The 16,330-nt window shown below is 51.1% G+C and carries 9 protein-coding genes; 8 read left to right on the top strand and 1 reads right to left on the bottom strand.

Going from position 1 to position 16,330, the window contains the following annotated elements; all coding sequences use genetic code 11:
* Window positions 1-425: 425 nt before the first annotated feature.
* A complete protein-coding gene (locus EL268_RS07055) occupies window positions 426-2,186 on the bottom strand; it encodes a sigma-54 interaction domain-containing protein (RefSeq protein ID WP_106655502.1) in 1,761 nt (586 codons plus the stop codon).
* A gap of 134 nt (window positions 2,187-2,320) precedes the next feature.
* Here EL268_RS07055 and EL268_RS07060 point away from each other — a divergent pair, with 134 nt between their 5' ends.
* The 8 genes from EL268_RS07060 (at window position 2,321) to EL268_RS07100 (ending at window position 16,301) form a co-directional block, all read left to right on the top strand.
* A complete protein-coding gene (locus EL268_RS07060) occupies window positions 2,321-3,514 on the top strand; it encodes an NAD(P)/FAD-dependent oxidoreductase (RefSeq protein WP_106655503.1) in 1,194 nt (397 codons plus the stop codon).
* Window positions 3,511-4,536, top strand: coding sequence for a 4-hydroxyproline epimerase (locus EL268_RS07065; RefSeq protein WP_126435401.1), 1,026 nt, complete (start codon window positions 3,511-3,513; stop codon window positions 4,534-4,536). Before EL268_RS07060 ends, EL268_RS07065 begins: the two co-directional genes overlap by 4 nt.
* A 32-nt stretch (window positions 4,537-4,568) precedes the next feature.
* Complete coding sequence (locus EL268_RS07070; RefSeq protein WP_106655504.1) at window positions 4,569-5,453, top strand: dihydrodipicolinate synthase family protein; 885 nt, start codon at window positions 4,569-4,571, stop codon at window positions 5,451-5,453.
* 14 nt (window positions 5,454-5,467) lie between these two features.
* A complete protein-coding gene (locus EL268_RS07075; protein ID WP_106655612.1) occupies window positions 5,468-6,907 on the top strand; it encodes an aldehyde dehydrogenase family protein in 1,440 nt (479 codons plus the stop codon).
* Window positions 6,908-6,950: 43 nt separating this feature from the next.
* Complete coding sequence (locus tag EL268_RS07080) at window positions 6,951-7,955, top strand: proline racemase family protein (RefSeq protein ID WP_106655505.1); 1,005 nt, start codon at window positions 6,951-6,953, stop codon at window positions 7,953-7,955.
* A 153-nt stretch (window positions 7,956-8,108) separates the two neighbouring features.
* Window positions 8,109-8,474 carry a YisL family protein gene (locus EL268_RS07085; protein ID WP_106655506.1) on the top strand — a complete coding sequence of 122 codons (366 nt, stop codon included), beginning with the start codon at window positions 8,109-8,111 and terminating at the stop codon, window positions 8,472-8,474.
* 233 nt (window positions 8,475-8,707) lie between these two features.
* Window positions 8,708-15,262 carry a carboxypeptidase regulatory-like domain-containing protein gene (locus EL268_RS07095; protein ID WP_106655508.1) on the top strand — a complete coding sequence of 2,185 codons (6,555 nt, stop codon included), beginning with the start codon at window positions 8,708-8,710 and terminating at the stop codon, window positions 15,260-15,262.
* 145 nt (window positions 15,263-15,407) lie between these two features.
* Complete coding sequence (locus tag EL268_RS07100) at window positions 15,408-16,301, top strand: MurR/RpiR family transcriptional regulator (protein WP_106655509.1); 894 nt, start codon at window positions 15,408-15,410, stop codon at window positions 16,299-16,301.
* The last annotated feature ends 29 nt before the right edge of the window (window positions 16,302-16,330 follow it).

Here is a 16,330-nt window from a genome sequence, read left to right on the forward strand (position 1 = left end):
TCAAACCAGAAAACGCTAGAGCGTTTTTGTATGTGAAAAAAGCTGAAATTCCCCGCCATTTTTTCCTGCGCTGAGGTGGGCTCCAGAGGCGCTTGGACTGGAAATCCGCTTCTTCTTACGCGGCTTTTGTAAAACATGATTGCAAGTCGATCCAAGAAGGAAGATGAACAACTCGCGAGCATTGAGTCTTCAAAACGAACCCAAAATGCTTCACGATCATGATTCGATAACTCAAGATGGTCAGCTAGCACAAGAAATCTACCTTGATCAACCCCAAAAACGGTTTGAAAGCCAGATGAACACCTAACAGCTCGAAAGCCCTGTCACATGTTTGGAAGGAGACCGCCCGAACGAAGAGAGGATACAGGCGACTGGAAAACATGTGGCAGGGCTTCCCCGTGCACAACCGTTGAAGGACAGCGTTTTTACTTTCCCAATTTGTTATAGAGTGTGGCCCGCGATATGCCGAGTCTTTTCGCAGCGGCTTGCTTGTTGCCGTTTTCCAGCTCAATGGCTCGCAAAATGACACGGCGCTCATGTGCTTCGATTTCTTCTTGCAGCGAAAAGAGATCGGGAGGGAGCTCCATCGGTACCTGTTTCGTCTGACCTTGCAAGGAATACGGCAAATCCTCTTCTTTGATAATACCGTCTGTCGCAAATACCACCAATCGTTCAATGGCATTTCGCAGCTCGCGAATGTTGCCTGGCCAGTCGTATTGGAGCAGGTTTTGCATGACATTTTGCGAGATGGCATGAATGGGACGGTTGTAACGTAAAGAGAATTCATAGAGAAAGAAGTGGGCGAGTTCAATCGTATCTTCAATACGTTCTCGAAGCGGAGGAATTTTCAAGGTCACGACATTGAGCCGATAGAACAGGTCTTGGCGAAATTTCCCTTCCTTCACCAACTCCTCCAAATTTTTATTCGTAGCGGCAACCACGCGGAAGTCTGCCTCAATTTGCTTGGTCCCTCCGACGGAATAATACTTTTTCTCTTGAAGCACGCGAAGCAGCTTCACTTGCATATCGAGCGGCATTTCTCCTACCTCGTCGAGAAACAGCGTTCCTCCACGTGCCAGCTCAATCATTCCTTTTTTCCCTTTTTGATCCGCACCAGAAAAGGCACCTTTTTCGTACCCGAACAGCTCGCTTTCAAACAAAGTAGGCGAAATCGCACCGCAGTTGATGGCGATAAAGGGCGCATTGGAGCCTTCCCGCACATCATGCACGGCTTTGGCGAAAAGCTCCTTGCCGACGCCGCTTTCCCCTGTGATCAAGACGGTTGCTTGTGTAGCGCTGAGCTTCTGGATCATGGACTTGATATGGCGAATGGGGAGACTCGTTCCCTTGATCTGTGCAAATGGATCAGGCGTCGGACTGAGCTTCGCCATTTCCTGCTGCAAGTGATTCACTTTTTTATTGGCGTTCAACAGCTCCTGGTTCAGTCGGACTTGGCTCGTAATATCGGTTTCCGCCGCAACAGCACCGATGATTTTGTCATGCAAATAGATCGGATTGGTATTGATGAGCACGACGAGATCCTCCCGAGGCTGATGCTGATGGCGGTAGAGAGACTGTCCACTTTGCAGAGATTTGAGTGTTTCGAGCATTTCGAGCGGGAAAAATTCGGTGATCGGGCGACCCATCGTTTCTTTTGCTTTCAAGGAAAAGATTCGTTCAGCCCCTTCTGTCCAAACCATCACACGCGCTTTTTCATCGATGACGGATATGGAAGCGTCCATGGTTTTGATCATCGTCTCGAAATACGCTTCCAAAATCTCATACGAGGAAAAAATGGCTTGTATGACTGCACCTCGATGAAGGTAGCCGACAGGGACTCCGGGCTGTTTTTCGATCAGGAGATAGTTGTGTGTAGCCAGCAGGTGGATGGCGTCGGCCAATGTTGAATCCAGTGTCATTACAGCAGCTGGTTCCCAAGGGGCTTGTGTGCAATCGGTCGTCAAGTTGGCGGTTAAATGGGAGGAATCGGTGACATGCCAGCTGGTTTGACGCTGGGCAAATACAGGAATGGTTTCGTCCAACTGAGAAGGGAGAAGCTCGTGATCGTTGAAAATCTGCATATTTGTCTGTATCAACTCGGGTAAGGCAGGAAGTTTGTGATTCAACTCGATCATCCCTTTTGAAAGAGGTCGTTCAAGTGTATAAAATTTTGAACAATTTCTCATTTATTATACATTTGCTCTTTTTGTTGTCAAAGAATTTAGACGAAATATTTTGGAAATCGCACTTGGAACGATTGGCATGGCTTTTGCAAAAAAGAGAAAGTGAGTAGCAGAATACGCATTTGAGGAGAATCAGCATGACAGTACAAACCCATGCGCAGATTGCGGTAATCGGTGGTGGCATCATCGGCGCGGCGATTGCGTATTACGCTGCGAAGGCTGGATTGGATGTCGTTGTCCTGGAAAAAGGCGAGCTGGCATCCGGGACGTCCTCGCGCTGTGACGGGAATATTTTGGCAATCGACAAGGACCCCGGCTTTGACAGTCAGATGTCCCTGAAAAGCCAGATGCTCGTTGATCAGCTTAGCCGGGAGCTGGACCATACGTTTGAATATCGGGCACCGGGGAGCATTCTCGTCTGCGAATCAGAGGCCGAGATGGAAGCCGCCAATGAATGGGTGCGACGACAAAAGGAAGCCGGACTGCCGTTTCGGATGCTGGACCGAGCGGATATTCGGCAGGAGTCGCCTTACTTTGCCGACGATTTGCTGGGAGGCTTGGAGTGCGCCACCGATTCTACCGTCAATCCGTACATGCTGACCTTTGCCCTGTTTGAAGGAGCGAAAAAGCATGGAGCGAGGAGCATGCGCCGTACAGAGGTCAAGTCGATTAGACGTGATCAGGCGACGGGTACGTTCCACATCGGGCTTGGTACAGGCAGCATGACAGCCAAGCAGGTCGTCAATGCCGCAGGGGTGTGGGCGCCAGTCATTGGCAAAATGGTTGGGGTGGATATTCCGATCGTTCCGCGCAAAGGGCATTTGATCGTCGCCTCGCGACAGATGCCAGTCGGCGTGCGAAAGGTGATGGAGTTCGGCTATCTCATCTCAAAGTTTGGTGGAGTCCGACAAGTAGACGAGGAGACAGAGAAGTACGGAGTCGCGCTCGTTTTTGAGCCGACAGAGAGCCAGAACTTCTTAATTGGCTCTAGTCGTCAGTTTGCAGGCTTCGATACGCGGATTGATCTGAATGTCGTCAGGTGCATGGCGAGAAGAGCACTGCGCTTTTATCCGAAGATCGCCGACTTCGCGATCATCCGCACGTATTGCGGTTTGCGCCCGTGGACAGAGGATCACTTACCGATTATTTCTCGCGTAGAAGAAGTTCCCGGTTACTTTATCGCAGCTGGTCATGAAGGAGATGGAATCAGTCTGGCTGCCGTCACAGGCAAGCTGGTGTCCGAGATGCTAGTCGATCAGCCAGACACCATCATTCCGACAGAGCCGCTGCGCTTGGAACGGTTTACGAAAAAAGGAGTGTTGCATCCATGAAAGCAACGAGGGTGTTTACCACCATTGACACGCATACCGGGGGAAATCCTACCCGTACGGTAATCAGTGGTCTGCCAAAGCTTACCGGAACCACGATGGGAGAAAAAATGCTCCAGATGAAGGCCGAGTACGACTGGATTCGCACGTTTTTGATGTATGAGCCGCGCGGGCATGATGTGATGTCCGGGGCCTTGATCGTTGACCCATGCCATCCGGATGCGGATGTAGGCGTGATTTATATCGAGACAGGCGGATACTTGCCGATGTGCGGTCACGATACGATCGGTCTATGCACCGCGCTGGTGGAGACAGGCATGATCCCTGTGACCGAGCCGGTGACAAAGCTTACGCTCGATACGCCAGCAGGACTGGTCGAGGTAGATATACAGGTAGAGGGAGGAAAAGCCAAGGAAGTATCGTTTGTGAACATTCCAGCCTTCCTCTATCAGCAAGATGTGACTGTAGAAGTAGAAGGGATTGGAGCAGTAACCTGCGATATTGCCTACGGTGGAAACTTTTATGCCATCACGGATGCACGCAAGCTCCATCTCGAACTGACACCAGCGAATGCATCCACCATCGTCGATACGGCCGTCACGATTCGAAAAGCGATTAATCAGGCCATGGAGATCGTTCATCCAGAGAAGCCGTTTATTCGCGGACTGACCCATGTGGAGTTCTATACGGCCCCTGACAATCCGGGAGCGGATGTGAAAAATACTGTCGTCGTACCACCGGGCGGAATAGACCGATCGCCATGTGGAACGGGCACTTCCGCGAAGCTGGCGACCTTGTTTGCCAAGGGGAAGATCGGGATAGACGAACCGTTTGTGCATGAGAGCATCGTCGGTTCTCTGTTTACAGGAAGAGTGCTCCATGAGACGGAGGAAGGAGGGCTGCCTGCTGTCATCACCCGAATTGCAGGATCGGCCTGGCTGATGGGCAAGCATACGATTTTTTACAATCCGGAAGACGAGCTGGCGAATGGCTTTTTGCTCATCCCAGCCGCAACTGATCATTAAAACACAACACAAATGTGAGAGGAGAATGAGAAATGGCAAGATTTGAAGGAGTGTACGTGGCGATTGTCACGCCGTTTACAAACGAGTATGAGGTGGATTACAAACGTTTGACGGAATTGTGTGACTGGCTGATTCAGGAGGGCGTAGACGGACTGGTTCCGTCTGGTTCGCTGGGGGAATACGCGACAATGACAGGAGAAGAGCGGGCAAAAGTCATTCATACCGTGATCGCTGCGGCAAAAGGTCGGGTTCCCGTGGTCGTAGGCTCTGCTGCTCCGTCTACTCGTCAAGCAGTGGAATGGGTGCAATTCTCCAAGGATGCGGGAGCAGCAGGCGTGATGGCCTTGCCTCCGATTAACTACAAGCCATTGGAAAATGAAGTGTTTGCCCACTACGAGGCGCTGAACACTGTCGGGCTGCCGATTATTGCCTATAACAATCCACACGACTACAAAATCGACCTGACACCGGACATTTTGGCAAGACTGGCGAAGTTCGAGAATATCGTCGCTGTGAAAGAATTCTCCGGTGATGTGCGCCGCATGCAGGACATTCTCGCGCAGACGGACTTGGAAGTCATGGTCGGTGTAGACGATCTCGTTATGGAGGGCGGCTTGATCGGGGCGACTGGTTGGATTTCGGGTGTGCCGAATGCGCTGCCAAAAGAAGGAGTGGAGCTGTTCCGTCTGGCACGGGCAGGCAAGCTCGGCGAAGCACAAGCGCTTTATCGTCGTTTGTTGCCACTGTTCCACTATGATGCGAGCCCACAATTGGTACAGTCGATCAAATACATGATGGAGCTGGCAAATTTCCCAGTAGGACCGACTCGTCCGCCGCGTCTGCCGCTGTCTGAAGAATACTACGCAGGCATTAAAAAGGCGTTTGACTACGCTGTCGGCGCTGCAAGTGGACGATAAGGGGGACGGGCATGATGCACAGCAAAAACTGGATTGGCGGCGAATGGATGACGCCGTCAGGGAAGGAACTAACGGTCAAAAACCCGTCACGTATCACAGAAGAAGTCGGCGTTCTGCATCTGTCTGATCGGTCACAAGTTTTTGCTGCTGAACAGGCAGCTCGTGCGGCACAGATCGGCTGGGCAAAACAAACAGGTGCGGCTCGTGGCGATATTCTTTTTCAAATGGCTGCCGCATTAGAGGCAAATGCAGACAGCTTGGCACAGCTGGCAAGCCGGGAAATGGGCAAACAGCTTGGCGAGATGCGCGGAGAAGTGGCGCGCGGGGTCAGTCTGTTGCGCTATTATGCCGGAGAAGGGATGCGTTCCAACGGCAACCTGATTCCTTCTTCAGATACGAACGTCCTGCAATACAGCCGTCGCGTCCCGCTCGGAGTCGTGGCGGTTATCACACCATGGAACTTCCCCGTTGCGATCCCTATCTGGAAGATCGCCCCTGCACTCATTTGCGGGAACACGGTCATTTGGAAGCCAGCGGAAAACGGCTCGCTCACAGCGACACGATTAGCCGAAATATTTGCGGAAACGAAGCTGCCAGCGGGTGTGCTGAATCTGGTGATTGGCAAGGGCCGAGAGATCGGCCATACACTTACGAATGAAGCCGAAGTCGATGCGGTCAGCTTTACTGGCTCATCGGAAACAGGCAGACAGATTGCCATCGCGTGCGCGGGTCGCAATATCAAATATCAAACCGAAATGGGCGGAAAAAATGCAGCAGTTGTTTTGGCAGATGCTGATCTGGATAAAACGGTTCCGATTTTGCTCAGCGGCGCGTTTCGATCGGCTGGTCAAAAATGTACGGCTACCAGCAGGATCATTGTAGAGAAGGCGATCTACCAGCCACTTGTCGAGCGGTTGCAATCGGCTATGGAGACGTGCCGGGTAGGGGATGCCAGCGATCTGGAAGCGTATTTGGGGCCTGTTGCCTCGGCTGCACAGTATGAGACGGTTGGGCAATACATCGCATTGGCGAGCGATGAAGCAACAGTCATTGCCCAAAGCCCTGCTTATGCAAAAGAGGAGCAAGGCTATTACATCCGTCCCCAAATTGTCGAGGGTGTCGCTGCCAATCATCGCCTCGTTCAGGAGGAAGTGTTTGGACCATTGGCTGTGCTATTGACAGCGGACGGTTTTGACGAGGCTGTGGAGCTGTGCAACCAGTCTGTATACGGACTGAGCGCTTCGCTGTTTACCCGAGATTTGGCGAGTGCCCATCGCTTCTTGGATGTGGCGCAGGCGGGGATGGTTCGGGTCAATCAGGAGACGGCAGGTGTGGAATATCAGGCTCCATTTGGCGGCATGAAGCTATCCAGCTCGCATACACGGGAGCAGGGGCAAGCGGCACTTGATTTTTACAGTACGACGAAAACATGCGCGATCAAATACGCATGGTGATCCATCGAGCTTTTCGCCAATCGCATAAAAAGGTGAGGATGTCATGAACATCAATCAGTTGTTTACGACGATCGAGGCCCATACTGGAGGGGAGCCGCTGCGCATCATAACAGGCGGCATTCCACCGCTCGCGGGCGAGACGATTCTGGAGAAGCGACGTTACTTTCGGGAGGAGCTGGACCATATCCGGCGGGTGCTTATGTATGAACCGCGCGGACATCATGGTATGTACGGGTGTGTCATGACAGAGCCCGTCAGCCCAGATGCGGCATTTGGCGTGCTGTTCATGCATAACGAGGGCTACAGTACCATGTGCGGGCATGGAATTATTGCGGTAGTGACGGCTGCCATTGAGACTGGAATCCTTCGGCTGGAAGATCCGACAGAGCGTATTGTGATTGACAGTCCGGCAGGAAGAATCATTGCGCACGCCAAGGTGGAAGAATCGCTGGTCCATTCCGTCTCGTTTGAAAATGTCCCCTCCTTTGTTTTGGCACAAGACGTTCCCATTGAGTGGGGAGGACGTTCCTTTCCTGTGGACATTTCTTTTGGCGGAGCATTCTATGCAGTTGTACAGGCGGAAGATATCGGGGTTCAGGCAGAAATGGAGCAATTGGCAGAGCTGCAAGAGTGGGGAAGGCGAATCAAGGAACAAATCGAGGCGAAAATGGAGGTCGTTCATCCGTTGGAGCCTGAGCTCAAAGGCATTTACGGGGTGATTATCTCGGATAAGCCGAGAGTGGAAGGATCAGACCTGCGCAACGTGACGATTTTCGCCGACAAGCAGGTCGATCGTTCACCATGTGGTACAGGTACTGCGGCTCGCGTAGCCACCTTGCATGCGCGAGGCAAGCTGGCTGCTGGAGAATCGTTTGTCCATGAAGGAATTGTCGGGAGCCAGTTTATCGGCAAGGTGGCAGCAACCACGCAGGTGGGTAGTTATCCGGCTGTCATTCCGAGCATAGAAGGAAAGGCGTATATCACAGGTTTGCATCAATTTGTCGTGGACCCTACGGACCCGCTGAAAGACGGATTTTTACTGCGATAGGATCGTTTGCTAGAAAAAGGAGGTTGCCGATGACAGGCAGCCTCTTTTTCATCCCCAAAAAAGCCTGGTCACAATACTGCCACGCATTGGGACATCAGCATTTTTCCCCTTCTTCTGTTATAATGGACAAGATTGAATTTAGGAGTAAAGGGGTTGAATATTTTGCCGTACAAAGCGTTAATTGAAGCGCATGTGGGTAGCTGGGAAGTCGCATTCGTGCTCTTGATCGTTGCCTACATCCTGTATCGCGTGGGTAAAGCAAAAGCAGGAAAGATCGTACATATGCTGCTCAGACTCATGATGGTCATTATTCTTGTATCGGGAGCTTGGATGCTTTTCGTGGGTCACGCATCAGATTTCTATTACTACGTGAAGGGCATTATCGCGGTTATCGCCTTTGGTTTGATGGAAATGTCCTTGGGCAAAGCAAAGCGACAAGAAGGCAGCATCGGCTTCTTCATCGGCTGTATTGTCGTTTTGGTGCTGGTTATTCTGCTTGGCTATCGCGTATTTATGTAAGATAGGTAATACGGAGGGAAAGGGTTTCCTCGCAAGAAATATTTGCGGGCGAAAGCCCTTTTTTCTGTGAAAAACGTCTCGACGTTTTTCATAAAAGTGGATGTGACCGCTTGCGGTCAACAAAACGGTCATGACCGTTTTGTTGGGACGGGCACGGACAAGCCAATTAGCAAAGAGAGGGCGGGGGCCATATCACTCTATGTACATATGTTAGAGGGGAGAGGTGAGGAAAAATGGCCTATCCTTCTGACAGTCAATTCATCCCGTTTATGCTCGGGGGAAGTCCATTCGGAGACGTCCCGAACGATGAAAATCCCGGCTCTATCGACTTGGTAGGAAACGCTACGTTTCCTGTTGCTTTTTCTGCGTTTGATGGAACGTATCTCTACTTTCGGATGAGAGTCAATGAAGATCCAAGAAATTCGCAAAAAACAGGTTTCCAAAACTTTGGTTGGGGTTATCTGATCAATACAAACGGAGTGGCTGGCACCTATCAATGGATGTTAAGTGTGCAAGGCTTACGCAATCGTATTGCCCTGATTCAAAACACGGTCGTAGAATTCAACTCTTGGAACGATCCGGCAGAGGGCACAAACGGCAGTGGAGCACCAAACTGGCAAGCGCCGATTATCAATTTTGACACAGCTCGTGTGCGGCTGACGAATGACGGCTCTAATTTTAGCGGCACTCCTGATTACTTCATTGATCTCGTCATGCCGGCTGCTACTTTTTTTTCAACGATTGGTGTTACCTCTCTTACTTCCCTTCGTTTCCTTCCGTTTACTTCCACGAATGAAAATAACTACAACAAGGACTCTCTGCGAATCAGTGAAGGCTACACTTTTGAAAATTCCCAGAGTAATAACACCACGATATCTGCGGGAGATGTACGGGCGAAACTCGCGATCGACAAGCAGGTAACAGCAGGACCAGCCGTCGTTACCACAGGACAGCTGTCACAATGGACGGGATCGATCACTGTCACCAATACTGGGAAGAGCCAGGCAACGACTGTCGTTGTCAATGATTTGATCGAGCTGGATCAGGTAACAGCTTTTGCGGTAAATGCAACAAGCACCGGCTCTGTCAGTTACAATCCGCTCACCAAGGTGCTCAGCTGGACGATCGGCAATTTGGCCGCTGGTTCTACTGCCAGCTTGACATTTACGGTCGGTGGGGTTTTTGCGGTCTCTCCTGGTGGAACAAGGCGGTTAAATACAGCGACAGTCACTGGTGTAGACAGCTTTTCTGGCGGGACACTTTCTCCTGTTCAGGATCATATTGTCATCACGGTTAACTTGGCTGGAAGTGTTGCTGGCGTGGTGCTTGACCAGTCCACGAACTTGCCTGTAGCAGGTGCACAGGTCGAGTTGTATGATTCGATTCCTGTGCTAATCGGAACGACGACAACAGACACAGATGGTGCCTATTCGTTTACTGGATTGGCTCCTGGTCTGTATTCTGTGTCGGTGACCGCGCCGACTTATGACCCCAAAATCCAATTCGTGAGCGTTCTAGCAGGGCAGACTACAAGAGCAGACATTTTGCTTCCTCCGAGTCCAGGTCAGGTGAATGGGACGATAACAGATACCGGATTGGCACCCATCTCAGGTGCGGTGGTAAAGCTCATTAATACGACAGGCGTGACGATAAACCAGACAATGACAGGCGCAGGGGGAACCTATCAGTTTACCAATGTCGTGCCGGGTGCCTATACCCTTGCAGTCAGTGCGGATACATTCCAGCCAGCAACAGTCGCAATCAACGTCATTCGTGCCCAGTCTACTACACAAAATGTAGTGCTCCAGACGTCAGTTGCGCAGCTCTCCGGTTTGGTGACAGGTCCGGGTAGCATACCGATTCCCGGGGCATTGGTGGAAGTGCTGAACCAGGCAGGTATTACGCTGACGGAAACGACAACAGACGGTGCAGGCACGTATCTGCTGACCAAGCTCGCAGAAGGCGGTTACCAAATCCGTGTCAGTGCCGCAGGCTTTTCCACACAGTTAGCTGGAATCAGTCTGCAAGCGGGAGATGCCAAGGTACTTCATTTTGAATTGACTACAGCATTTGGAACAGTAAGCGGAACCATTTCTGATGCGCAAACGGGCGAGGGAATCCCAAATGCGAGCATCAAGGTTGTCACTCGTTCGGGAATTGCTGTAGGTGAGACGTTAACCGATGCGAATGGAGACTACTCCTTGTCCTTGCTTGGTCCAGAAACTTATGTCCTGACGGTTACAGCAGAAGGGTATGCTGGTCAAACCGTAGGCGTCGAAATCAATGCGGGAGCTACTACAGCGGTTGACCTCCAGTTGGAAAAACAGGCAGGGATATTAAATGGGACTGTCACGGACACAGGCATGAATCCGCTAGCTGACGCCATCGTCGTTGTTTTGAAGGGAACTGTTCCTGTGGCGCAGACCATTACCGACAGCGCTGGCACCTTTTCCTTCCCGCACTTGGCACCGGACACCTATACCGTAACAGCTACAGCTTCTGGTTATTCCACCGTTGTGTTGGGGGCAACAGTGCTGCCTCAGGAAATATCGTCCCTTGCTTTTGTCCTGCAAGCTTCTCCGGGATCAATCGCAGGACAGGTGGTAGACAGCGGCAATCAGCCGATTCAGGGTGCCACTGTCATCATTAGGGAAAATACGGCAGCAGGGGCTGTAATTGCTACTGTATTGACGGATGGGAACGGACAGTATGTGGTACCTGATTTGCTGCCGCAGGCGTACGTCGTCATCGTGTCTGCTCCGGACAAAACGACTGTATTCACAGGGGCAAGCGTCGCTTCCCTGACGACAACAACGGTGAATGTACAGCTTGCAGATTTGCCGGGGAGCATTTCGGGTTCGATCCTCGATGCTACGTCCGGTCTACCGATATCTGGTGCTTCGGTAGAGGTTAGCGTGTTGAACCAAGCGGGGGCAGTCGTGGCCCATGCGAGCAGCGATCTAGCTGGCAATTACGAGATCACAGGGCTGGCACCCGGGGTTTATACCGTTACGGTACGTGCAACGAATTACGAAGCGAGCAGTGCTACCGCCACTGTGCTGGCGAATACAAATACGCCAGTCTCCTTTTCTCTTTTTGCAAGTCCGGGTGATATTCAGGGACAGGTACTTGCTGCAGGGACGTTGCAGCCGATTGCTGGTGCCCAAATTAATGCGCTTGACTCCAACGGCTCTGTGGTGAATTCAGTATACAGTGATAGTCAAGGAAGCTTTGTCATCACGGGCTTGGCTGCGGGACAATACGTCATCGCTGCCTCAGCAAGTGGCTTTCAGTCCAATCATGTCGGGGCCATTGTGCTCGCGAATACAACTACTCCTGTCCAGCTTCAGCTCAATCAGGATTTCGGTTTTATTAGCGGTACAGTAGCACCTATCGTACCGGGAACCACCATTCAATTGTTTGATATCAATAACCTGTTGATCGGTACTGTCGTCGCAGATGGGAATGGGGCGTTTTCATTTTCAGGAGTCGCACCAGGCTCTTATGTCCTTGCAGCTACCACTCCCGGCTACGCTGTTCAATCTTTTGGGGCGATCGTACAGCCTGGGCAGACGGCCAACGTTTCCTTTACGCTTACCCCGAATCCGGCCAGTATTTCTGGAACTGTACGAGACACGGGTTTGCAGCCGATTGTCAATACCGTTGTCCGTATTCTGGATTTGAATGAGACGACAATAGGCTTTGGCTATACGGATTCAAACGGGTCCTATACAATTGCCAACCTGCCTGCGGGCTCATTTGTCGTGGTGGCAAGTGCCCCTGAATATGTTATAGGTTCGATTGGTGCTACACTTGGACCCGGTGAAAATAAAACCGGAGTAGACTTTACTCTTGGGGCGAATGCAGGCGGGATTAGTGGACAGGTGACGGACGCGACAAATCCCGCGATATTCATTTCAGGGGCAGTTGTCCTGGTTCGTTCCATAAGTGACGGAAATGTAGTGGCTACAGCTAGTACCGACCAGACGGGCAGCTATTTGATTGAACATCTGTTGCCGGGTGCTTATACCGTCACGGTAAGCGCACCTAGCTATGCTAATCAATCAGCAGGGGCCAATGTAGTCGGTGGAGAAACGACGGGGGCTAGCGTGGCGCTCTTTTCTTTGCCTGGTTCCATTGTGGGAAGTGTCATAAACAGCTTGGGTGTACCTGTTACGGGAAGCGAAATCAACGTCAAGCTGATGGATAGCAATCAGGCCGTCATACAGAGCTTACTGGCGAATGAATCGGGCGTGTTTTTCTTTGCGAGTGTCGCTCCCGGCGTTTACACCGTTATCGCGTCAGCACCTGGCTATGTCGTAGGAAGTATCGGTGTGATCGTGGCGGCCAATACCGCAACTTCAACGACCGTTACGTTACCTGACTTGCCTGCGGCTATCTCGGGTGTAGTGACCAATCAGATGACGGGATTCGGGATTCCGAGAAGCACAGTGCTCATTACGGATGACCATGGTGTTGTGCTTGCTCAATTATTGACAGACGAGCAAGGCAATTTTTTGGCAGAGAAGCTTCCACCGGGTGTCGTAAATGTAACCGTTTCTGCCCCGAATTTTGTATCTGTCTCGCAAGCTGTTATTTTGCAAGGGGGCATTACTACCAACTTTCAGCAGGCATTGACTCCCAATCCCGGCAGTTTATCCGGCGTTGTGACTGATCTGGAGACGGGCTTGCCGATTACTGGCGCAACGGTAACCGTCTACGACAACACCCGTGCAGCGGTAGGATCTGTCCTGACAGGTGCTGCAGGGAACTATTCGTTTGACAGGCTGGCTCCCGGAGGGTATACCGTCAATGTAAATGCATCTGGGTATGCAAGCGATGTAGCGGGTGCACAAATTCAAGCCGGGGCAATGTCCACCTTAAGCTTTGCACTACAAGGGTTGCCCGGTGCGATTGTAGGTACAGTGCGAGAGCAAGGTACGGCTTTGCCGATTGACGGCGCTGTCATTACGGTTCGGCAGGGAAGTCCATCTGGAACGATCATTGCCATTGTTCAGGCTGATGAGCAAGGACAATATATGGTAAGCGGACTTCCCCCGGGGAGTTATACACTGATCGCTACTGCCTCAGGACATGCAGCTGAGGCCTCGACCATTATGGTCGGATTGGGAGCGACTACAGGTCTCGATTTTTCCTTGCCGAGTCTTCCTGCGAGCGTCACGGGAGAAATTACGGACGCCCTTCTCAACACACCCTTGCCGAACACGCTCGTCCGCTTGTTAGGCAACAATAATACGATTCTCTATTCTACTCAAACAGACGCTCAGGGGATATACTTCATCGATGGATTTGCGGCAGGAAACTACACCATTTTGGCAAGAAACGATAACTATCAGAGAGAAAACGTATCCTTTGATGTAGCGCCAGGGGGAATCGCTACTGTCAATATTCCGCTAAATCCAAACCCAGGCATTTTGCAGGGGACCGTCAGAGATGAGTTTGATGGGACACCGCTGGTAGGAGCGGAGGTTCTGATCTTTTTCCCGGGAACAAACAACCTGCTGTCTCGGGCAATTACAGACGGTCTCGGCCAGTTTACAATCGACGGCTTGGCACCTTTAACCTATACGCTGGCGATCAGTGCTCTCAACTATGCTACCCAGCCAGTTGGCGCGACAATTTTTTCTGGTCAGACGACGGTCATCGATGTGGGTCTTCCCCCGTTTCCAGCTACGGTCGCAGGTCAGGTTCAGTCTGAGGGTTGCGGTGTTGTTTCCAACGCGTTGATACAGGTGAAGGATTCACACGGAACATTGTTCGGTAGTGCGATTACGGATGACCTCGGCAATTTCTCTGTCGGTAACCTGCCGCCTGGAACGTATGTGATAAGCGCAAGTGAAGACAGCTATGCAGCGGCAACCAGTAACATAACCGTGACTGCTGGACAGACACTTAACGGAGTCATTCTCACGATGTCTCCTCTTCCAGGCAATATCTTCGGACAGGTGACCAATCAGTTGACAGGACTTCCGATCACAGGAGCGGCCGTTGCGATTCAGCTGTTTGCCAATGGCTTGTTTGTTGCCAACACCGTAACCAATCAGAGCGGGCAATTCCAGGTGAATAGCTTGACGGCTGGAGAGTACAATGTCATTGCAAGCGCAGAGGGTTTCGGTACGCATTACATTACCGTTTCGGTCGCAAGCGGGCAGACGACGGTTACGACTGTCGAGCTATTGCCATTCGTCGGAACGATATCCGGGATTGTCCTCTTGCCAAACGGAATCCAAGCCAGCGGAAACAATATTCAATTGTCGCTATTCAACTCAGACCAGATTCGTCTGCAAAATATCCTGGCCGAGCCGGATGGAACATTTCATTTTGTCAATGTGGCTCCGGGGACTTATACCGTTATCGGGACCATCCCGGGCATTGGTACCGGTCAGGCAGAAGCAGTCGTTTTGCCGAACCAAACAACCTTTATCATCATTCGCCTTTCTCAAACGGGTACGATACAAGGAACAGTTCGATCCGGTTTGACAGGTTTGCCGGTTGCTGGGGCAACCGTGTATGTGCAAAAGGTGAATCAGCCAAACATAATCACTGTCATTGTCCAAACAGACAGCTTCGGCAGGTACAAGGTGACTGATCTTGCTCCTGGCACCTACTTGGTTGTAGCCAATGCGATGGGGGTTGGAGAAGCGAGAGGGACAGTGACTCTAGGCACAGGGGAAATCGTGACGCTCGATCTGGTTTTGCTTCCGGCAGCAATGAGCGGATCTTTTCGGGTCGCAATATGTCCGACCATTTTGTTTACCCCATTTTGATGTTTTGGAGAATTGCTCCACTAAAAATAATAAAGATGGCGGATAACTCCTTTTTTGATATAATAGCTGTAGAAATACAGCTTTTTTGTTTTGGATGAATACAGCTGTGAAAATCCTGACTTTTATTCAAGGGGGAGCGAGCTATATGGCAAAACAGCAAGAGGAGCTGTCCCATCCATTGACAGCTACCATCACGAAGACAAATACGCTTTTACATATTCAGAGTCTCCTTCCCTCCTTTACGAAATCGGAGCAAAAGGTTGCCCATATTGTCTTGCAGCAGACAGACAGCGTGATTTATTCATCGGTGATTGACCTTGCCGAAAAGGCGGGAGTGGGTGAGACGACCGTTTTGCGATTTTGCAGGAAAATAGGGTTCCATGGCTATCAGGAATTCAAGCTGGCATTGGCACAGGAAATGGTCAATCCAGTCAAAAACTTGCATGGCGAAGTAGGAGAAGACGATTCGCTGGACATCATTACGCACAAAGTAACAGCCGCCAATCAACAGGCGATTGGGGATACTTCGGCTTTGTTTCAGATCGAACAGCTGGAGCGCTGTGTAGACCTTTTGCAAAAAGCAAGCACAATCCATTTTTACGGGGTAGGTACGTCAGCGGTAACAGCCCAGGATGCCAAGTACACGTTTTTGCGGATCGGGCTTCGAGTGGACGCTTTTAATGAATCGCATCTGCAAGCGATGGCTGCAGCGACTCTGGGACCGGGGGATGTCGCGATCGGTTTGTCTGTATCAGGCAGTACGAAAGACACCATCGATTCATTGAAAGTCGCCAAGCAGGCAGGCGCAACTTGCATTTGCCTGACGCACTATCGACGCTCACCAATTACGAATGTAGCGGACATTACGCTTCTGACAGCAGCGCAAGAAGGGCCGTTGCAGGGAGGCTCGCTCGCAGCCAAAATTGCACAGCTGCATGTACTGGATGTCATCAGTACGACAATAACGATGCGCAACAAGGAAAAGGCCCTTTTATATAAAGAGAGAACAGCGAAGGCTGTCCTAGAGAGAAAATATTAAGAGGTATCTTATATTGAATAGGAGTGGTT

The organism is Brevibacillus brevis (assembly GCF_900637055.1).
GTDB lineage: Bacteria > Bacillota > Bacilli > Brevibacillales > Brevibacillaceae > Brevibacillus > Brevibacillus brevis.

Coding starts and splice junctions, on each gene's coding strand:
- EL268_RS07055 (WP_106655502.1), bottom strand. CDS start 2,186: ATGAGAAATTGTTCAAAATTTTATACACTTGAACGACCTCTTTCAAAA.
- EL268_RS07060 (WP_106655503.1), top strand. CDS start 2,321: ATGACAGTACAAACCCATGCGCAGATTGCGGTAATCGGTGGTGGCATC.
- EL268_RS07065 (WP_126435401.1), top strand. CDS start 3,511: ATGAAAGCAACGAGGGTGTTTACCACCATTGACACGCATACCGGGGGA.
- EL268_RS07070 (WP_106655504.1), top strand. CDS start 4,569: ATGGCAAGATTTGAAGGAGTGTACGTGGCGATTGTCACGCCGTTTACA.
- EL268_RS07075 (WP_106655612.1), top strand. CDS start 5,468: ATGCACAGCAAAAACTGGATTGGCGGCGAATGGATGACGCCGTCAGGG.
- EL268_RS07080 (WP_106655505.1), top strand. CDS start 6,951: ATGAACATCAATCAGTTGTTTACGACGATCGAGGCCCATACTGGAGGG.
- EL268_RS07095 (WP_106655508.1), top strand. CDS start 8,708: ATGGCCTATCCTTCTGACAGTCAATTCATCCCGTTTATGCTCGGGGGA.
- EL268_RS07100 (WP_106655509.1), top strand. CDS start 15,408: ATGGCAAAACAGCAAGAGGAGCTGTCCCATCCATTGACAGCTACCATC.